Source organism: Georgenia ruanii, from assembly GCF_009193175.1.
In the GTDB taxonomy this organism is placed as follows: domain Bacteria; phylum Actinomycetota; class Actinomycetes; order Actinomycetales; family Actinomycetaceae; genus Georgenia; species Georgenia ruanii.
In genome coordinates this window covers 32,765-50,932 of record NZ_VUKE01000027.1, presented here as the reverse complement: position 1 = coordinate 50,932, position 18,168 = coordinate 32,765, and the positions used below count along the sequence as shown (strand labels likewise).

15 protein-coding genes and 2 pseudogenes are annotated in these 18,168 nt (G+C 74.2%); 9 read left to right on the top strand and 8 right to left on the bottom strand.

Annotated elements, in window-relative coordinates; translation table 11 throughout:
• Positions 1-266: pseudogene (locus GD880_RS20925) on the top strand (hypothetical protein); the annotation flags it as partial.
• A gap of 26 nt (positions 267-292) precedes the next feature.
• On the opposite strand, the gene GD880_RS19110 reads toward GD880_RS20925, so the two are convergent.
• Both GD880_RS19110 and GD880_RS19105 read right to left on the bottom strand, forming a co-directional pair.
• The gene (locus GD880_RS19110; RefSeq protein ID WP_152233197.1) at positions 293-955 is read right to left on the bottom strand and encodes a response regulator; all 663 of its coding nucleotides are present in this window, start codon (positions 953-955) and stop codon (positions 293-295) included.
• Positions 952-2,586: a sensor histidine kinase gene (locus tag GD880_RS19105; protein ID WP_319593279.1), complete on the bottom strand. Its 1,635-nt coding sequence runs from the start codon at positions 2,584-2,586 to the stop codon at positions 952-954. The genes GD880_RS19110 and GD880_RS19105 overlap by 4 nt, the downstream gene beginning before the upstream one ends.
• A 141-nt stretch (positions 2,587-2,727) precedes the next feature.
• Between GD880_RS19105 and GD880_RS19100 the strand changes: the two are divergent.
• The 6 genes and pseudogenes from GD880_RS19100 (at position 2,728) to GD880_RS19075 (ending at position 7,824) form a co-directional block, all read left to right on the top strand.
• A pseudogene (locus GD880_RS19100) lies at positions 2,728-3,742 on the top strand (Bug family tripartite tricarboxylate transporter substrate binding protein).
• A complete protein-coding gene (locus GD880_RS19095; protein WP_152233196.1) occupies positions 3,739-4,251 on the top strand; it encodes a tripartite tricarboxylate transporter TctB family protein in 513 nt (170 codons plus the stop codon). Before GD880_RS19100 ends, GD880_RS19095 begins: the two are co-directional and overlap by 4 nt.
• The gene (locus GD880_RS19090; RefSeq protein ID WP_152233195.1) at positions 4,252-5,877 is read left to right on the top strand and encodes a tripartite tricarboxylate transporter permease; all 1,626 of its coding nucleotides are present in this window, start codon (positions 4,252-4,254) and stop codon (positions 5,875-5,877) included. It abuts the gene before it with no gap.
• A complete protein-coding gene (locus GD880_RS19085; protein ID WP_152233194.1) occupies positions 5,874-6,275 on the top strand; it encodes a universal stress protein in 402 nt (133 codons plus the stop codon). The genes GD880_RS19090 and GD880_RS19085 overlap by 4 nt, the downstream gene beginning before the upstream one ends.
• Positions 6,276-6,447: 172 nt before the next feature.
• The gene (locus tag GD880_RS21205; protein WP_344382640.1) at positions 6,448-6,561 is read left to right on the top strand and encodes an RraA family protein; all 114 of its coding nucleotides are present in this window, start codon (positions 6,448-6,450) and stop codon (positions 6,559-6,561) included.
• A gap of 321 nt (positions 6,562-6,882) precedes the next feature.
• Positions 6,883-7,824, top strand: a complete 942-nt coding sequence (locus GD880_RS19075; RefSeq protein WP_152233192.1) for an NHL repeat-containing protein — start codon at positions 6,883-6,885, stop codon at positions 7,822-7,824.
• Positions 7,825-7,831: 7 nt separating this feature from the next.
• Here GD880_RS19075 and GD880_RS19070 read toward each other — a convergent pair whose 3' ends face one another.
• The gene (locus GD880_RS19070; RefSeq protein ID WP_152233191.1) at positions 7,832-8,494 is read right to left on the bottom strand and encodes a TetR/AcrR family transcriptional regulator C-terminal domain-containing protein; all 663 of its coding nucleotides are present in this window, start codon (positions 8,492-8,494) and stop codon (positions 7,832-7,834) included.
• 118 nt (positions 8,495-8,612) lie between these two features.
• Here GD880_RS19070 and GD880_RS19065 point away from each other — a divergent pair, with 118 nt between their 5' ends.
• Both GD880_RS19065 and GD880_RS19060 read left to right on the top strand, forming a co-directional pair.
• Complete coding sequence (locus GD880_RS19065) at positions 8,613-9,662, top strand: NAD(P)-dependent alcohol dehydrogenase (protein WP_226909833.1); 1,050 nt, start codon at positions 8,613-8,615, stop codon at positions 9,660-9,662.
• A 123-nt stretch (positions 9,663-9,785) separates the two neighbouring features.
• Positions 9,786-11,054, top strand: coding sequence for an MFS transporter (locus GD880_RS19060; protein WP_152233201.1), 1,269 nt, complete (start codon positions 9,786-9,788; stop codon positions 11,052-11,054).
• A gap of 40 nt (positions 11,055-11,094) precedes the next feature.
• Here the strand turns inward: GD880_RS19060 and GD880_RS19055 are convergent, their stop codons facing one another.
• Genes GD880_RS19055 through GD880_RS19035 form a run of 5 tightly spaced genes read right to left on the bottom strand, consistent with a single transcriptional unit; the run spans position 11,095 to position 18,157 of the window.
• Positions 11,095-13,401 carry a molybdopterin-dependent oxidoreductase gene (locus GD880_RS19055; RefSeq protein WP_152233190.1) on the bottom strand — a complete coding sequence of 769 codons (2,307 nt, stop codon included), beginning with the start codon at positions 13,399-13,401 and terminating at the stop codon, positions 11,095-11,097.
• A gap of 34 nt (positions 13,402-13,435) precedes the next feature.
• Positions 13,436-14,893 carry an aminobutyraldehyde dehydrogenase gene (locus GD880_RS19050; protein ID WP_152233189.1) on the bottom strand — a complete coding sequence of 486 codons (1,458 nt, stop codon included), beginning with the start codon at positions 14,891-14,893 and terminating at the stop codon, positions 13,436-13,438.
• A gap of 8 nt (positions 14,894-14,901) precedes the next feature.
• Complete coding sequence (locus GD880_RS19045) at positions 14,902-16,284, bottom strand: NAD(P)/FAD-dependent oxidoreductase (RefSeq protein WP_152233188.1); 1,383 nt, start codon at positions 16,282-16,284, stop codon at positions 14,902-14,904.
• Complete coding sequence (locus GD880_RS19040; RefSeq protein WP_152233187.1) at positions 16,281-17,369, bottom strand: ABC transporter ATP-binding protein; 1,089 nt, start codon at positions 17,367-17,369, stop codon at positions 16,281-16,283. The genes GD880_RS19045 and GD880_RS19040 overlap by 4 nt, the downstream gene beginning before the upstream one ends.
• The gene (locus tag GD880_RS19035) at positions 17,366-18,157 is read right to left on the bottom strand and encodes an ABC transporter permease (protein ID WP_226909831.1); all 792 of its coding nucleotides are present in this window, start codon (positions 18,155-18,157) and stop codon (positions 17,366-17,368) included. Before GD880_RS19035 ends, GD880_RS19040 begins: the two co-directional genes overlap by 4 nt.
• Positions 18,158-18,168: the final 11 nt, after the last annotated feature.

Sequence of the window (18,168 nt, the reverse complement as noted above, 5' to 3'; positions counted from 1 at the left end):
GGGTGTGGAAGGCCCAGCACTTCTCCTGGTGGATGACCTCGATGCTGCACACCCACCCCGGCGCCTCCACCTTCGACCGGCGCCGCCAGCTCGGCGAGCTCGACCTGGTCACCACCTCCCGCGCCGGGTCGACCTACCTCGCCGAGGCCTACACCGGCTGGCCGCTCATCCCCACCACGCCCGGCTTCCTCGACCCCGACACCGCCCTCGGCAACGTCCTCGCCACCCAGCTCACCGGCCAGGAGGCGACGGCCTCGCGTCCCTGACGCGCGACTGCGGCCGGCAGCGCCCGTCACCGCGCGGCGTACCGCCGCTCCGGCCGGCCCACCTCGCCGTAGCGCAGCCGCACCTCCGCGCGGCCGCTGTCGGCGAGGTGCTCGAGGTAGCGCCGGGCGCTGACCCGGGAGATCCCGGCGAGCTCGGCCGCCTCCGCCGCCGACAGGTCCCCGCCGGAGCTCGTCAGCACGTCGGCGACGAGCTGGAGCGTCTCGGCGCTCAGGCCCTTGGGCGGCTGCGTCGCCGTGCGCGGCGTGGCGAAGAGCCGGTCCACCTCCACCTGCGCCGCCGTCGCCCCGGGCGACAGGGCCCGGTGCGTCTGCCGGTAGTGCTCCAGCCGCTGGCGCAGGTCCGCGAAGGTGAACGGCTTGATGAGGTACTGCACCGCCCCGCCGCGCACCGCCCGCTTGACCGTGTCGGCCTCCCGGGCGGCGGTGACGATCATGACGTCCATGTCCGGGACCGCCTCGCGCAGGGCGGTGAGGATGTCCAGGCCGGACGCGCCGGGCAGGTACACGTCGAGCAGCACCAGGTCGGGCTGGAGCCGCTTCGCGGCGGCCAGCGCGCTCGCCGGGTCGTGCACGACCCCGGCCACCTGGAACCCCGCGCACCGGCCGACGAACCCCTCGTGGATCTTGGCCACCATGTAGTCGTCGTCGACGACGAGGACGTCGATCATGCCGCCACCTCCGCCGCGGTCTTCCGGAGCCGGGCGGTGAAGACGGCGCCGGCGTCGTTGTGGACCGTGACGTCGCCGCCGCGGCGGCGGCACACCAGCCGCACCAGCGCCAGGCCGTAGCCGCGCCCGGCGGGCTCGGGAGAGCCCTTGGTCGAGAACCCGCTGCGGAACAGCCGCTCGACGTCGGCCGCGTCCACCCCGGACCCGCAGTCGCTCACCCGCACGGTCACCGCCTCCGCGTCCTCGGTCAGCGCGATCTCGACGCGGGGCTCCGGCGTGCCGGCGACGGCGTCGAGCGCGTTGTCGACGAGGTTGCCGACCACGGTGATGAGGTCGCGCGAGAGCGGCTCGTCCACCCGGCCCAGCTGCGACTGCGGCGCCAGCACCAGGCGCGAGCCGCGCTCGGCGGCCAGGGAGTCCTTGGCGATGAGCAGCGCGGCGAGCGGCGGGTCGGCCACCCGCGCGGTGACCTGGGCGTAGACGTTCTCGCGGTGGTGGCTCACGCCCTCGACGAAGCGCACCGCCTCGTCGTACTGCTCCAGCTGCAGCAGCCCGGAGATGGTGTGCAGCTGGTTGGAGAACTCGTGCGTCTGGGCCCGCAGCGTGCCGGTGGTGCGCCGGGAGGTGTCCAGCGCCCGCTCCATCGCCTGCAGCTCGGTCTGGTCGCGCATCGTCGTCACCGACCCGATCACCGCCCCGCGCGAGCGCACCGGCATGCGGTTGAGCACGAGCAGGCGGGCGCCGACGGCGACGAGCCGGTCGGGCGTCGTGGGGGCGCCGGTGAGCACCTCGCGCAGCTCGGCGTCCTGGGTCAGCTCCTCCAGCGGTCGGCCGACGGCGTCCGGCGGCAGGGCGAGCAGCAGCCGGGCCGAGTCGTTGAGCAGCGTGACCCGCCCCGCGGTGTCCAGGGCGAGGACCCCCTCCTTGATCCCGTGCAGCAGGGCCTCGCGGTGCTCGACCAGCCCGGCGATCTCGGTGGGCTCCAGGCCGAGCGTCTGGCGCTTGATGCGGCGGGAGAGCATCGTCGAGCCGAGCACCCCGATCGTCGTTGCCAGCCCGCCGTAGACCAGCAGGTCCGGGCCGGCCACGGCGAGCCGGTCCGCGACGGACGGCAGCTCCCGGCCCACCCGGGCCGTGCCGACGTGGCGCCCCCTCTCGTCGAGCACCGGCACCTCGGCGGCGACCGCGCTGGACGCCACCGGGCCCGTCCACGAGCCGATGCCGGCCCGGGGGCCGTCGTGGTGCAGCGTCGCGCCCACCAGGTCGGGCGCCGAGGACGTCAGCACCGTCCGATCCGGGCGCAGCAGCGCCACGGACGTCGAGCCCGACACCGACCGGACCGTCTCGCCTACGGCCGCCAGCGGCGAGCTGCCACCGGGCAGCGCCGAGGGCAGCAGCGCCCGGACGGTGGGGGTGCCGGCCAGGTTCTCGGCCGCGGACAGGGCCCGCCGGGTCTCCGCGCGCTCGAGCTGTCGCCCGGTCTGCGCGAAGGACAGCCCGCCCACGGTGACCACGACGAGCAGCACGATGAGCAGCTGGAGGACGAGGAACTGCCCCGCGAGGGTCATCCGGCTCGGGCGCACCTCTACCTCCTCATCGGCGCTGACGCGGTCGCGCGGCCGCGGGGACATGGTGCCACCACCACCGGCCCCGCCCCGCCGTCCGGTTCGCGACCACAAAGAACTCAACGATCACTGCGACCGCAATGCTGACCGGGGCGGCGCCGTCGACCACGATGACGAGGGCCCAGCCCCCTCAGAGGCGAGGCTCGTATGCACCGCACCACCACGCTCGCCGTCCCCGCCCTGCTGGCCGCCGCCGCGCTGGCCCTCACCGCCTGCGGCGTCACCAGCTCGAAGGACGCCGCCACCGGCGCGGCCACCGGCTCCGCCGCCGAGGTGCTCACCGACAAGCGGATCATGGTCCCCAACTCGCCCGGCGGCGGCTACGACCAGACCGCGCGCACGGCGGCGCAGGTCATGGAGACGGCGAAGCTCTCCTCCGGTCTGGAGGTCTTCAACCTCGAGGGCGCCGGCGGCACCGTGGGCCTCGCCCGCACCGTCTCCGAGGCCGGCAACGGCGACCTCGCCATGCTCATGGGCCTCGGCGTCGTCGGCGCCAGCTACACCAACCAGTCCGAGGCGACGCTGACGGAGACCACCCCGCTGGCCAAGCTCATCGAGGAGCCGGGCGCGGTCATGGTCGCGGCCGGCTCACCGTTCCAGACCATCGACGACCTCGTCGCCGCGTGGAAGGCCGACCCGGCCCGGGCTCTCCGTGGGCGGTGGCTCCAACCCCGGTGGCCCCGACCACCTCCTGCCGATGCAGCTGGCCCAGGCCGTCGGCATCGACCCCACGAAGGTCAACTTCGTCTCCTACGACGGCGGCGGCGACCTGCTGCCCGCCATCCTCGGCAGCAAGCTCGGCTTCGCCACCTCCGGCGCCGGCGAGTTCAAGGACCAGATCGAGACCGGCGAGATCCGCGTCCTGGCCGTCTCCAGCGAGAAGCCGGTCGAGGGCATCGACGCCCCCACCCTCACGGACGCCGGCATCGACCTGGTCTTCACCAACTGGCGCGGCATCGTCGCCCCGCCGAAGATCGACGACGCCGACCGCGACGCCTGGATCAGCGCCCTCGAGGCCATGCACGACACCCCCGAGTGGGACGCCGCGCTGACGAAGAACGGCTGGACCGACGCCTTCATCACCGGCGACGAGTTCGGCACCTTCCTCACCGAGCAGGACAAGCGCGTCGCCGACGTCCTCACGGAGCTCGGGCTGGCATGACCTCCGCGACGACGACGCGGCGCGCGCCCGGCCGCTCCGAGCTGGGCGTCGCCGCCCTGCTCGGGGCGGTCGGCGCCCTGGTCCTCCTGGACGCGCTGGGCCTGCACGCCCCGTACTCCCAGGCCGACCCCATCGGCCCCAGGGTGGTGCCCTACCTCGTCGCCGCCCTGCTGTTCGGCACCGCGGCCGTGGTGCTGACGATCGACGTGCTGCGCGGCGGGCGCGGGGAGGTCGAGGGCGGCGAGGACGTCGACCTCAGCCAGCCCACCGACTGGCGCACCGTCGTCCCGCTCGTCGCGGTCTTCGCGGCCAACATCGTGCTGATCGACACCCTCGGCTGGGTCATCTCCGGGGCGCTGCTCTTCTTCGGCTCGGTCATGGCCCTGGGTAGCCGCCACTACGTCCGGGACGCCCTCGTCTCGCTCGTCCTCGCCCTGGGCACCTTCTACGGCTTCTACCTCGGCCTGGGCATCCACCTGCCCGCCGGGCTCCTCGAGGGGGTGCTCTAGATGGACGTGGTCTCCGCACTGGCCGACGGCTTCCTCACCGCCGCCACCCCCGTCAACCTGCTCTGGGCCACCGTCGGCGTGCTGCTCGGCACCGCCGTCGGCGTGCTCCCCGGCATCGGGCCGGCCATGACGATCGCGCTGCTGATGCCGGTCGCCTTCGCGCTGGAGCCCACGAGCGCGCTGATCATGTTCGCCGGCATCTACTACGGCGGCATGTACGGCGGGTCGACCACCTCGATCCTGCTCAACACCCCCGGCGAGTCCTCCACGGTGGTCACCGCCATCGAGGGCCACAAGATGGCCAAGGCCGGGCGCGCCGCGCAGGCCCTGGCGACGGCGGCCATCGGCTCGTTCGTCGCCGGCACCATCGGCACCGCCCTGCTGGCGTTCTGCGCGCCGGTGGTCGTGCGGTTCGCGATCTCGCTGGGCGCGCCGAGCTACCTGGCGATCATGCTGCTCGCCCTCGTGGCGGTGACGGCGGTGCTGGGCAGCTCCCGGGTCCGCGGGTTCGCGTCGCTCGCGCTGGGCCTGGCGATCGGGCTCATCGGCATGGACCCGGTCACCGGGCAGCGCCGGCTGACCTTCGGGGAGCCGCAGCTGGTCGACGGCATCGACGTCGTGGTCATCGCGGTGGCGATCTTCGCCGTTGGCGAGGCCCTGTGGGTCGCCGCCCACCTGCGGCGCACCACGTCGGCGACCATCCCCGTGGGACGTCCGTGGATGAGCCGGCAGGACTGGGGCCGCTCGTGGAAGCCGTGGCTGCGCGGCACCGCGTTCGGCTTCCCCTTCGGCGCGCTGCCGGCGGGCGGCGCCGAGATCCCCACCTTCCTGTCGTACATCACCGAGAAGCGGCTGGCGAAGAAGCCCGAGGAGTTCGGGCACGGGGCCATCGAGGGCGTCGCGGGGCCCGAGGCGGCGAACAACGCCTCCGCCGCGGGCACCCTCGTCCCGATGCTCTCCCTCGGTCTGCCGACCAACGCCACCGCGGCGATCATGCTGGCCGCGCTCATCCAGTTCGGCATCCAGCCCGGGCCTCTGTTGCTCCAGCGGGAGCCGGAGCTGGTGTGGGGCCTCATCGCCTCGCTGTTCATCGGCAACGCCCTGCTGCTCGTCATCAACCTGCCGCTGGCGCCCGCGTGGGCCAAGCTGCTGCAGATCCCGCGGCCGTACCTGTACGCCGGCATCCTCTTCTTCGCCACGCTGGGGGCCTACTCGGTCAACATGCAGGCGTTCGACCTGGTGCTGCTGCTCGTCCTGGGCCTGCTCGGGCTGCTCATGCGGCGCTACGGGCTGCCGGTCCTGCCGCTGATCATCGGCGTGATCATCGGTCCGCTCGCCGAGGCACAGATGCGTCGGGCGCTCCAGCTCAGCGCCGGGCACGCCTCCGGCCTGTGGAACGAGCCGCTGGCGGTGGTGATCTACGTGATCATCGCGGTCGTCCTGCTCTGGCCGCTGCTGGCGTGGGTCGTCCGCCGCGCGCGGGGTGGAGCCCCCGCCACGGCGCCGGCCGGCCGGCGCGCGGGCGCCGCACTCCCCGGGGACGGCGAACCCGGGGCCCCCGCCGACCCCGGACCTCGCGAGTCCGTCGAGTCCGCCAGCCCGACCACCCGTACGGAGCAGAGATGAAGATCGTCGTCGGCTACATCCCCACCCCGGAGGGGCAGGCCGCGCTGCGGCACGCCACCGAGCTCGCGCGCAAGGAGGAGGCGCTGCTCGTCGTCATCAACTCCTCCCGGGGGGAGGCGCCCGCCGACCCGCGCATCGTCGGCGCGGACGAGCTCGCCGGCGCGGAGGAGCACCTGCGCGAGGCGGGCGTCGAGCACCTGCTGCTGCAGCCGGTGCGCGGGCGCTCCGCGGCCGACGAGGTGCTCGGCGCCGCCCAGGAGCACCGGGCGGACCTCATCGTCATCGGCCTGCGCCGCCGCACCCCGGTGGGAAAGCTGCTGCTGGGCAGCAACTCCCAGCGCATCCTCCTCGAGGCCGAGTGCCCGGTGCTCGCGGTCAAGCACGGGGTGCCCGTATGACGGCACCGGCCACCGCCGACCTCTACGACGAGCACGGCGAGGCCCTGCAGTCCTGCGATACGAGGCCCTGCAGTCCTGCGACACCCAGCTGCGCCAGTACGGCGGCCGCCGGGTCTTCGCCGGCACCATCGCCACTGTCCGGTGCCACCTGGACAACGCGCTGGTCAAGGCCGTGCTCGGGGAGCCGGGGGAGTGGGACGTCGCCGTCACCTTCGGCGGGGTGACGTTCACCCACGGGGCGCGGCTGGTCGGCGACGACGACGGCGTGGTGGTCCTCCCGGGCTGAGCCGACTACCTTGCCCGTGTGGCTCGCACCGGCAGCGGTGGAGTGGTGGGCACGTCCCGCCGGCCGCGACGCAGGCGGGGATCGCGCGGCCTGGCCGCGCTCGCCCTGGCGCTCGCCCTGAGCCTGTCCGTCTTGGCCTGCACCGCGGGCCCCCGCGAGCCCGACGGGCACAAGGTCTCGCCGACGACGGCGAGCACCGCCTCGTCGAACCCGGCCCCCGGCCCACCCTCCGGCCCACCGGGCCCGGGCCAGGCCTCCGCGTGGCCCCCGGCAGCCGCGCCGGGGGTTCCGGGCCACCTGGCCCCCAAGTCGGATCCCTCGGTGCTGCCGGGGCCGATCGTCATCGCCGACAAGCACAACAACCGCCTCGTCGTGGTCAGCCCGCAGGGCCAGGTGCTGTGGCAGTGGCCGCAGCCCGGCGACCTCGCGCCGGGGCAGACGTTCAAGGTCCCCGACGACGTCTTCGTCAGCCCCGACGGCACGAGCCTGATCGCCACCCAGGAGGACGACTTCGTCGTCACCGAGGTCGACCTCGCCACCCGCAAGATCGTCTGGCGGTACGGCACCCCGGGCAGGCACGGGTCGGGGCCGAACCAGCTGTGGAACCCCGACGACGCGATGAAGCTGCCCGACGGCACGGTCGTGGCCGCCGACATCAAGAACTGCCGGGTCGTCGACCTGTCGCCGTCGTCGCCGCGTCCGGTGTGGGGCCTGGGCACGCTCGGCTCGTGCACGCACCACCCGCCCACCCAGTTCGGCAGCCCGAACGGGGTCTTCCCCCTGCCGAACGGCCACTTCCTCGTCACCGAGATCAACGGGGCGTGGGTGGACGAGCTGGACCGGAGCGGTCACGTGTTCTGGGCGGTGCACGTGCCGGGGGCGACCTACCCGTCTGACTCCAGCGAGCTCAGGCTGGGCCAGTACGTCACGGCCGACTACACGAACCCGGGGCAGGTGGTGGTCTTCGACCAGTCCGGCACGACGCTGTGGCGCTGGAACCCCGGCGGCGGGGAGGGCCGGCTCAACCATCCGTCCCTGGCCGAGGGCCTGCCCAACGGCGACATCCTGCTCAACGACGACGACAACCACCGCGTGATCGTGCTCGACCCGGCGCAGAACCGGATCGTGTGGCAGTACGGGCACACCGGCGTCGCCGGCAGCGCGCCGGGCTACCTCAACACCCCCGACGGGCTGGACCCGGTGCCGCCGCACTCCTTCGCGGACACCGTGGGGCTGACCCGGCCGTCGCCGGGCTCGTGGTGACCGGCGGCTAGGGCAGGGCCGCCGCCAGCGCGTCGAGGATGACGCCGAGGCCGAACTTGAACTCGTCGCCGAAGTCGTACCCGGGCTGCATGGCGTGCGTCGTCGCCAGCTCGACGAGGTGGGGGTAGTCGTCGGGGGAGATCTGGGCCGCGATCGACGCGGTGACGTCGGGGGGCGAGTCCGGGCCGAACGGCAGCGCCGCCTCCTGGACCGCGAAGCCGTAGACGTAGGCGTCCAGGAGCGCGTAGGCGTGCGCGGTCATCGGCACCGAGAACCCGGCCTTCCGCAGGGTGCCGAGCACGGCGTCGTGGTGGCGCAGGTTGGCCGGCCCCGGCACCGCCCTCGACTCCATGAGGGCGATGGCCCAGGGGTGGCGGCGCAGCACGCCGCGCGCCGAGGTCGCGCGGCGGGCGAGCTCGGCGCGCCAGTCGCCACCTGGCGACGGGAGCTCCATCTCAGCGAAGACCATGTCCACGATGCCGTCGAGGATGGCGTCCTTGTTGGCCACGTGGTGGTACAGCGACATGGGCTTGACGCCGAGCTCCTGCGCGAGGGAACGCATGGTGAGCGCGCCGAGCCCCTTCGCGTCCGCGAGGGCGACGGCGCAGCCCAGCACGCGCTCGCGGGTGAGCGGCGCGCGCGCTGGCCCATCGCCTGCTCCGTCTGCCATGTCCGCTGTCCCTCCGAGCGGCATCTCCACCGCGCTAGACGATCGTACTTTGTAAGGCTACGCTCCCTTACTAAGTAAGGCGGGGCGCCGGGTCCCGCCGCCCGACGAAGGGCATGTCATGGCATCAGAGCGGCAGTCAGTGACCGCGAGGACCTCGGCCGATCCCGCCGAGCCGCACGCCACCATGCGTGCCGCCGTCCGCGAGGAGTACGGCTCGGCCGACGTCGTCCGCCTCGCCTCGCTCCCGCGTCCCGCCGTCGGCGACGGGGAGGTGCTCGTCGAGATGCGCGCGGCCGGTCTCGACCGCGGCGTCGTCCACCTGATGACCGGGCTGCCCTACCTGGGCCGTCTCGCCTTCGGCGTCCGTCGGCCGCGGAACCCCGTGCTGGGGATGGACCTCGCCGGCACGGTGGTGGCCGTGGGGCCCAAGGTGACGCGGTTCGCCGTCGGCGACGAGGTCTACGGCGCCGGGAACGGCAGCTTTGCCGAGTACGCCGTCGCCACGGAGAAGCAGCTGGCCCGCAAGCCCGTGAACCTCACCTTCGCCCAGGCCGCCGCGGTGCCGGTCTCGGCGTGCACCGCCCTGCAGGGCCTCGCCGCGGGTCGTCTCGCTGCGGGCCAGGAGGTCCTCGTCATCGGCGCGTCCGGCGGCGTGGGTGGCTACGCCGTCCAGCTCGCCAAGGCCGCCGGGGCGGAGGTCACCGGCGTGGCCAGTACGGCGAAGCTCGACCTCGTGCGCGCCCTCGGCGCCGACCACGTCCTCGACTACACCCGCGAGGACTTCGCCGACGGCCGCGACCGCTGGGACCTCATCCTCGACATCGCTGGCAACCCGACGATCTCCCGCCTGCGCCGCGCGTTGACGCCCGCTGGGACCGCCGTCCTCACCGGCGGGGAGGAGGGCGGCAGCCTCACCGGCGGCATGGGCCGGCAGCTGGCCGCGCTCGCCCTGTCCCCGTTCGTGCGCCAGCGGCTGACGATGTTCCTCGGCCTCGTGCGTGCCGAGACCCTCGAGCGGCTCACCGCGCTCCTGGAGGCCGGCACGGTGACGCCCAGCCTGGACCGGACCTACCCGCTCGACCAGGCAACCGAGGCCATCCGCGCCCTCGAGACCGGCCGGGTGCGGGGCAAGGCCGTCATCGAGATCCGGGACGCGGGCTCGCGCTGACGGCGCCCGGACGAACATCACAACCCAGACGGACCGGAAAACGCGTAAAATTAGGGAGCCTAAGTAACAGGAAAGAAACCGGAAAGGCGTGTTGTGACCTCCCCCGTCGACGTGCAGCAGCAGATCGCACTACCGGACGGTGCCGCCGCCCCACCCCAGCGCGCCAAGGAGCCGGTCTTCACGCCGACGTTCGTCCTGGCCTGGCTGGTCAGCTTCATCCAGTACCTCGTCTTCTACATCCTCGTGACGACGATGGCGCTGTACGCGGTGAAGCAGTTCGCCGCCTCGGACGCCGCCAGCGGCTTCGCCTCCAGCGCCTTCGTCGTCGGGGCCACCGCGGCCCGCCTCGTCTCCGGGTACCTCGTGGACGTGCTCGGCCGCCGCAAGGTCATGCTCGTCGCCCTGGCCGTGGTGGTCGTGGCCTGCGCGTTCTACGTGCCCGCCGGGTCCCTGGCCCTGCTGATCGGGGTGCGGGCCGTGCACGGCGCCGCCTACGCCTTCGCCAGCACCGCCACCATGGCCATCGCGCAGTCCGCCATCCCCGCCTCCCGCCGCGCCGAGGGCACCGGCTACCTCGCGCTGGCCACCACGCTGGCCACCGCGGTCGGCCCGGCCCTGGGCCTGCTGCTCGTGGGCTCCGTCGGCTACGACGCGATGTTCTGGACCGTGCTCGGCACCGCCGTCGTCGGGCTGCTGCTCGGCCTGTTCCTGCGCAAGCCCCTGCACCAGCGCGAGGCCGAGGCCGCCGCCGAGCGGGCCGCCCGGGAGGCGGGCGCCGCCCCCGCGAGGCGTGCCCGCTTCTCCTTCCGCGACATCGCCCACCCGGCGGTCGTCCCGATCGGCTGCTTCATGCTGGTCATCGGCCTGTGCTACGCGGGCGTCATCACCTACCTGAACGCCTACTCCGAGCAGCGCGACGTGGTGGCCGGCGCGGGGCTGTTCTTCGTCGCCTACGCGATCGCGATGCTCCTCATGCGGTTCGTGCTCGGCACCGTGCAGGACCGCAAGGGCGACAACGTCGTCGTCTACCTGGGCCTGGTCTGCTTCGTGCTGGCCCTGGGCCTGCTGGCCGTGGCGGACGCCGACTGGCACGTCGTCGTGGCCGGCGCCCTCACCGGTCTGGGCTACGGCACCCTGATGCCCGCCGCCCAGGCCATCGCCGTCAGCGCCGTGCCGCCGCACAAGCTCGGCACCGGCATCTCGACGCTGCTGCTCCTGGCCGACGTCGGCATCGGCGTGGGGCCGATCCTCCTCGGCGTGCTGGTCTCGGCCACCGGGTACACGACCATGTACGCGCTGCTGGCCGTCCTGGCGGTCCTGGCCGCCGGGCTCTACCACGCGGTGCACGGGCGCCGGGACGTGGCCAAGACCGGCCGGGTCGCCCGGGCCTGACCCCTGACGGCCAGGCCCTCGGGGCCGTCGTCGGCGATCGTCACCGGATCTCCGGCGGGGTGAAGCACCCGATCGGCGGAAGGGGCCCGGCCCAGGGCTCGAGCTCGACGAGGCACGAGCCGGGCGACGGCCCCTGCGAGAGCTGGGACGCCCCCCGGTCCGGCGTCAGGACGTTCGGGTTGCCGTGGCGCTCCAGCGAGGCGGGGCGGCCCGGCTCCTCGGGGTCGAACCACGCGCCCGTGGACAGCACCACCACGCCGGGCCGCACGTCGGTCGTGAGCCGGGCGCCGGCCAGGCACGCCCCGCGGTCGTTGAACACGCGGACCACCTGACCGTCCGCCACCCCGCGGGCACGCGCGTCGTCCGGGTGGAGGAGGATGGGCTCTCGACCGTGCACCTCGGACTTGCGGCTGTGCGCCGCGTGGTCCAGCTGGCTGTGGAGCCGGGTCCGGGGCTGGTTGGAGACCAGGTGCAGCCCGTGGCGGCGGGCCGCCCGGCCGCCGAGCCACTCCTCCGGCTCCAGCCACGTCGGGTGTCCGGGGCAGTCGTCGTACCCGAACGACGCGACCGTCGCCGAGTAGATCTCGATCCGCCCCGACGGCGTCTCGAACGGATGCGCCCCCGGGTCGGCGCGCAGCAGCGCGAAGGAGCGCTCCGGCACGGGAGCCGGTTCGGGGGTTCTCGCCACGCCGGAGGACCAGAACTCCTCGAAGTACGGCAGGCCGATCCCCTCCCCGGCGAGGCCGTCGCGGGTGCGGGCGTAGAGCTCTCGGACCCACGCCGCGGCGGTGCGCCCCTCGGTGAACGCCGGCCCGAACCCGAGCCGTCGGGCGAGGGCGGCGAAGGCCTCGTAGTCCGTGGGGACGCCGGGCGGGGGCTCGAGCACGCGGTGCATGGCGGTCACGGTCAGGTCCATCATGCCGACGGCGAAGTCCTCCCGTTCGAGCGGCGTCGCGACGGGCAGGACGACGTCGCTGAACCGGGCGAGCGGGTTCCACCACGACTCGTGGCAGACGACCGTGTCGGGCCGCTGCCAGGCCTCCACCAGCCGGTTGAGGTCCTGATGGTGGTGGAACGGGTTGCCGCCCGCCCAGTAGACGAGCCGGACGTGCGGGTAGGTGCGCCGCTCGCCGTCGTACTCGTACGGCGCGCCCGGCGCGAGCAGCATGTCGGCGATCCGGGCGACGGGGATCGACTCGCCGACCGCGTTGGGTCCCTGCGGGAGCGCGGCGATCCGGTGCCGCCGGGGCCGGACGCCCATCTGCGAGATGCCCAGCCCGCCGGCGTACCCGCCGCCCGGGCGGCCCAGGGAGCCCGACATCGCCGAGAGGACGACGCCCATCCAGTGCACCTGCTCGCCGTGGCGCATCCGCTGCAGCGACCAGCTGACGTTGATGGTCGTCCGGCGGGTGGCGATCCGTTCCGCGAGGCGCATCAGCACGCCGGCGGCGACCTCGCAGATCGCGGCCGCCCACCGGACGTCCTTCGCCACCCCGTCGACGTCGCCGCTGAGGTAGCGCGCGAACCGGTCCCAGCCGACGCAGCACCGGGTGAGGAAGTCCAGGTCGTGCCGGCCCGTCCGGACCAGCTCGTGCGCCAGGCCCAGCATGAGCGCGACGTCGGTGCCCGGCCGGGGCGCGATCCACTCCGCCTCCAGGAGGTCGGCGGCGTCGGTGCGCAGCGGGGAGACGTTGACGAACGCCACGCCGGCCTGCTTGCAGCGGCGTTGCCACTCGGGCTGCACGTGCCGGCCCACGCCGCCGGCGTTGGCGTAGGCGTTCTTGGGGGCGAGCCCGCCGAAGCTCACGACGAGCTCGCCGTCGCGGGCGATGTCGGGCCACTGGACGCCCCGCTCGGCGAACGCCCACGAGTCCCCGCCGATGACGTGCGGGAGGATCACCTCCATGGCGCCGGCGCTGTAGGAGTTCACCGAGTCGGTGTACCCGCCGCCCAGGCGCAGGAAGCGGTGGATCTGGCTCTGCGGGTGGTGGAACCGCCCGGCGCTGCCCCACCCGTACGAGCCGCCGTACACCGCGGCGTCCCCGTGCTCGCTGCGCACCCGGGCGAGCTCGCCGGCCACGAGGTCGTAGGCGGTCTCCCAGTCGACCGCGACGAACGGTTCCGCGCCCCGGCTCCCGTGCGCCGGTCCGGGGCCCCGCTCGAGCCAGCCGGCGCGGACCATCGGGCGGGTGATCCGCAGGGGGCCACGCTGGACGTCGAGCAGCCCGTCGCCGAGCCGGTTGGGCCAGGGGTCCTCGGCGACCGGCGTGAGGGCGACGGCGCGCCCGTCCTCGACCCGCACCTCGTAGCTGCCGACGTGGGTCGCCGTGCGAAGCCGCTCTGCCATGGGCATCTCCCTCGGTGCCGCGGTCGGGCGCCGCTCAGGCCGGGCGGAAGGAGTCGTGGGCTTGCCGGAGCGCGTGCTTGATCATCACGTGCTGGGTGACGGTGTACTCCAGCACCGCCTCGTGGCTCATGTCCTTGCCGAAGCCGCTGCCCTTGACGCCGCCGTGCGGGGCCTCGGACGCGATCGGCAGGTGGTCGTTGACCCAGGTGACGCCCGCCTGGATCCGCGGGGCCACGCGCAGGGCGGTGGCCACGTCCGTGGTCCAGATCGAGGACGCCAGGCCGTAGGCGCTGTCGTTGGCCAGCGCGACGGCCTCGTCCTCGGTCTCGAACGTGCCCAGCACCAGCACCGGCCCGAACACCTCGTCCTGGACGATCTCGGCGTCCTGCGCCGCGCCGGTGAGCAGGGTCGGCGGGTAGTAGGCGCCCGGCCCCTCGGGCAGCACCCCGCCGGCACGCAGCGTGGCGCCGGCCGCGACGGCCCGGGTGACGAACCCGTGGACGCGGTCGCGGTGCCCGGTCGAGACCAGCGGGCCGATGTCGGTGGCCTCCTCGCGCGGGTGCCCCACCCGGACCCGGCCCATCTGCTCGGCGAGGAGGCCGGTCAGGCGGTCAGCGACGGAGGTGTGCACGTACGCCCGGGTGGCGGCGGTGCAGTCCTGGCCGCTGTTGTAGGTGGCGGCCATCGTCAGCGCCGTGGCCGCCGCCTGGAGGTCGGCGTCGCCGAAGACCAGCGCCGGCGCCTTGCCGCCGAGCTCGAGGTGCACCCGCTTGGTGCTCGTCGCCGCCGACTCCATCACGGCGCGGCCGGCGCCGGGCGAGCCGGTGACGGACACCATCGCGACCCGGCGGTCGTGCACCAGCGCCTGGCCGACGTCGGCGCCGCCGGTCACGACGTTGAGCACGCCCGCGGGCAGGCCGGCCCGGGCGGCGAGCTCGGCCAGCCGGATGGCGCTGCGCGGCGTGCTCGGTGCCGGCTTGAGCACGATGGTGTTGCCGGCGGCCAGGGCGGGGCCGATCTTCCAGACCGCCATGACGAGCGGGAAGTTCCACGGGGCGATGCCGGCGACCACCCCGAGGGGGCGGCGCACGAGCATCGAGGTGTAGCCGGCGCTGAAGCTGCCCGCCCCGGTGCCCTCCAGCGAGCGGGCGGAGCCGGCGAAGAAGCGGAGGTTGTCGGCCGCGAAGGGCAGCTCCCCGTCGCGGAAGACGGCCACGGGCTTGCCCGTCTCGGCCACCTCGAGGTCCGTGAGCGCCTCGGCGTCGTCCTCCAGCAGGTCCGCCAGGCGCAGCAGCACCCGTGCCCGCTCCCCGGGGGTGCGCGCCGCCCAGCCCGGGAAGGCGGCCGCGGCCGCGTCGACGGCGGCGGTGACCTCGGCGGCGCTCGCCTGGCTGACGGTGTCGACGATGTCGCCGGTGGCGGGGTCGACGAGCAGGGCGGCCTCGCCGCTGCCGGGGCGGGTGACGCCGTCGACGTGGAGTCCGTGTGCCATGTTCTCTCCTAGCTGTTGAAGCCGACGCCGAAGCGGTCCATCACCCGCAGCAGGGGCCCGCGCCGCCCGGTGCGGTCCTCCCGGGCCAGCGCCGCCCGGGTGACCTGGACCGCCGGCCACCGCAGCGGCTCCGGCGGGACGGGGACGGGGGGCCTGCGCACCAGCGCCAGGCGGGTGCGCTCGGTCTCGCGCCCGGCGAGGGTGTCGAGCGCGACTCGCGCACCGAAGCGTGACGCGGCCACGCCCAGGCCGGTGTAGCCGACGGCGTACGCCACCCGGCCGCCCAGCGCGGTGCCGAACACGGGCGTGAACCGCGAGGTGGTGTCGATGAGCCCGCCCCACCGGTGGGTGAAGCGGACGTCGCTGAGCTGGGGGAAGGTCTCGCGGAAATGGCGGGCGAGCAGCTCGTGGGTCCGGTCCCGCTGCTCGTGGTGCGGGGCGGTGGGGCGACGGAAGTGGTAGACGGCGTCGTACCCGCCCCACAGGATCCGGTCGTCCCGGGTGCGCCGGTAGTAGTGGAACTCGTTGCCGGCGTCGGTCAGGCCCTGGGCGTGCCGCCAGCCGACCGCCTCGAGCTGGGCCGGCGTCAGCGGCGCGGTGGCGAGCACGTAGTCCCACACCGGGATGACGTAGGCGCGCAGCCGGCGCAGCAGCGGGTCGAAGGCGTTGGTCGCGACCACCACCTGGCGGGCGCGGACGTCGCCGTGCGCGGTCCGGCACCGCACGCCGGCGCCGTCGCGCTCGAGCCGGGTCACCGCGGTGGACTCGTGCAGGCGGAGCCCGCGGGCCAGGGCGGCGTCACGCAGCCCGGCGCACAGCGCGGCCGGGTCCACCAGGCCCCCGCCCAGCGTGCGCAGCCCGGCCAGATAGGTGGGGGAGTGCACGTCGGCCTGGGCCTCGTCCCGCTCCAGCAGGTGCGACTCCTCGCCGTACCGCTCGCTCAGCTCGTGCGCGGCGCGCAGCGCCGCCACCTCGTGCGGGCGGGTCGCCATCATGGACTTGCCGCAGAGGCGGAAGTCCGCGTCGATCCCCTCGGCGCGCAAAAACTCGCCGATCTCGCGCACGTTCTGCCGGCCCAGCCGCACCAGCGCGTCCTGCTCCGCCGGCCAGGTGGCCTCGCCGTGGGAGAGGCCATGGCTGAGGGACTCCGAGACGAAGCCCCCGTTGCGGCCGGACGCCCCCGCCGCCACGTGCGTGGCCTCCAGCAGGACGACGTCCCGGCCTGGCGCCTCCTCGAGGGCGTGGATCGCGGCCCACAGCCCGGTCAGCCCCCCGCCGACGATGACGAGGTCGGCGGTGGTGGACCGGGTGAGCGGGCCGGAGACGGCGGCGACGTCGCGGTCCTCCCACCACACCGGGAGCGGGCGGGCGTCGGCGAGCTCGCGGCTCACGCGAGCTCGTCCTGCACGACGACGGCGTCCCCGGCGTTCCAGGACACCCCGACGGCGGCCCCGCGCTCCGTGGCGGTGGCGCCCGGGACGCCCACGAGCAGGGGCGTCGGGAGGCCCGCGACGGCGACGGCGATGGTCGAGCCGCCGCCGTGGAACTGCACGTCCCGGACGGTGCCGCGCAGGAGGCCGTGCTCCGGCTCGGTCAGCCGGACCCACTCGGGCCGCAGGACCAGGTGTGCGGGACCGGTGAGGTCCGCCGGCACGGTGCCGGGCAGCGGACCCAGGTCGCCGGCGGTGAAGGTGCCGGCGGCCGCGGTGCCGGCCACCAGGGTGCTCGCGCCGATGAAGTCGGCGACGAACAGGTTGCGCGGGTGGCGGTACAGCTCGACGGGGTCGGCCACCTGCTGCAGGCGTCCGGCGGCCATGACCGCGATGCGGTCCGCCATCGACAGCGCCTCCTCCTGGTCGTGCGTGACGATGACGAACGTGATGCCCACCTCGTGCTGCAGCCGCTTGAGCTCGAGCTGCATCTCCCCGCGGACCTTGCGGTCCAGGGCGGAGAGCGGTTCGTCCAGCAGCAGCACCTTGGGGCGCTTGACGATGGCCCGGGCCAGCGCGACCCGCTGGCGCTGCCCGCCGGAGAGCTGGGCCGGGCGGCGCCCGCCCATGGCGGAGAGCCCGACGGTCTCGAGGACCTCACCGACCCGCCGGTCGATCTCGGCACGGGGCAGCCTCTCCCGCTCCAGGCCGTAGGCGACGTTCTTCGCCACGTTCATGTGGGGGAACAGCGCGTAGGACTGGAACATGAGGTTGACCGGGCGGCGGTGCGGCGGCATGGCGAGGAGGTCCTCGCCGCCGAGCAGGATGCCGCCGGCGTCGGGCTGCTCGAACCCGGCGATCGAGCGCAGCAGCGTCGTCTTCCCGCAGCCGGAGGGCCCGAGGAGCGCGAAGAACTCGTTCTCGCCGATGGAGAGGGAGACGTCGTCCAGCGCCGTGACGTCGCCGTACGCGCGGCTGACCTCGGAGACCTGCAGCAGCGGGCGCAGGGCCGTCCGGGTGGCGGTGCCGGAGTCCAGGGCGGTCATGATGCGGGCTTCTCCGTTCTGCGCACGGCGCGGGCCGCGACGACGATCACGGTGACGGTGATGGCGATGAGCACGGTCGCGAGGGCGTTGATCACTGGGGTGACGCCGGTGCGGACCATCGCGTAGATGGCGATCGGCAGCGTCTGGGTGGTGGGGCCGGCGGTGAAGTAGGCGATGACGAACTCGTCGAGCGAGAGGGTGAACACCAGCAGCGCGCCGGCCACCACCGCCGGGGCGATCGACGGCAGCGTCACCCGCAGGAACGTGGTGGCGGCGTTGGCGCCGAGGTCGCGCGAGGCCTCCTCCACCGAGGCGTCCGTGCCGTTCAGCCGGGCACGCACGACGGCGACGACGAACGCGGTGCCGAACACCGAGTGGGCGATGAGCACGCTGAGCGTCCCGGTGGGGATCGACGCGAGCGTGAAGAAGGACAGCAGCCCGATCGCCAGCACGAGGTCCGGCAAGATGCCCGGCGCCATGGACGCCGCCTCGAGCGCGGTGGAGCGCACGTGCCGGGCCAGGCCCACCGCGAGCGTCGTGCCCAGCACGGTGGCGACGACGGTGGCGCCGACGGCGACCACGAGCGAGGTGCCCAGCGCCCCGATCAGGTCGCCGTTGCGGGCGAGCTCGCCGTACCAACGGAAGCTGAAGCCGCCCCAGGTGAACGCCGACCGGGAGGCGTTGAAGGACATCCCGATCAGCACGAGGATCGGCAGGTAGAGGAACACCCCGCAGGCCGCCAGCGCGATCCAGAGCCGGCCCGGTCCGGCGGTCCTGGGGCTACGCACGGCCGTCCTGG

Bases quoted from the DNA above. Each gene is read 5' to 3' on its own strand.
- GD880_RS19110 (WP_152233197.1), bottom strand. From the start codon at position 955: ATGATCGACGTCCTCGTCGTCGACGACGACTACATGGTGGCCAAGATC.
- GD880_RS19070 (WP_152233191.1), bottom strand. From the start codon at position 8,494: ATGGCAGACGGAGCAGGCGATGGGCCAGCGCGCGCGCCGCTCACCCGC.
- GD880_RS19065 (WP_226909833.1), top strand. From the start codon at position 8,613: ATGGCATCAGAGCGGCAGTCAGTGACCGCGAGGACCTCGGCCGATCCC.
- GD880_RS19085 (WP_152233194.1), top strand. From the start codon at position 5,874: ATGAAGATCGTCGTCGGCTACATCCCCACCCCGGAGGGGCAGGCCGCG.
- GD880_RS19095 (WP_152233196.1), top strand. From the start codon at position 3,739: ATGACCTCCGCGACGACGACGCGGCGCGCGCCCGGCCGCTCCGAGCTG.
- GD880_RS19050 (WP_152233189.1), bottom strand. From the start codon at position 14,893: ATGGCACACGGACTCCACGTCGACGGCGTCACCCGCCCCGGCAGCGGC.
- GD880_RS19055 (WP_152233190.1), bottom strand. From the start codon at position 13,401: ATGGCAGAGCGGCTTCGCACGGCGACCCACGTCGGCAGCTACGAGGTG.
- GD880_RS19090 (WP_152233195.1), top strand. From the start codon at position 4,252: ATGGACGTGGTCTCCGCACTGGCCGACGGCTTCCTCACCGCCGCCACC.
- GD880_RS19105 (WP_319593279.1), bottom strand. From the start codon at position 2,586: ATGTCCCCGCGGCCGCGCGACCGCGTCAGCGCCGATGAGGAGGTAGAG.
- GD880_RS19040 (WP_152233187.1), bottom strand. From the start codon at position 17,369: ATGACCGCCCTGGACTCCGGCACCGCCACCCGGACGGCCCTGCGCCCG.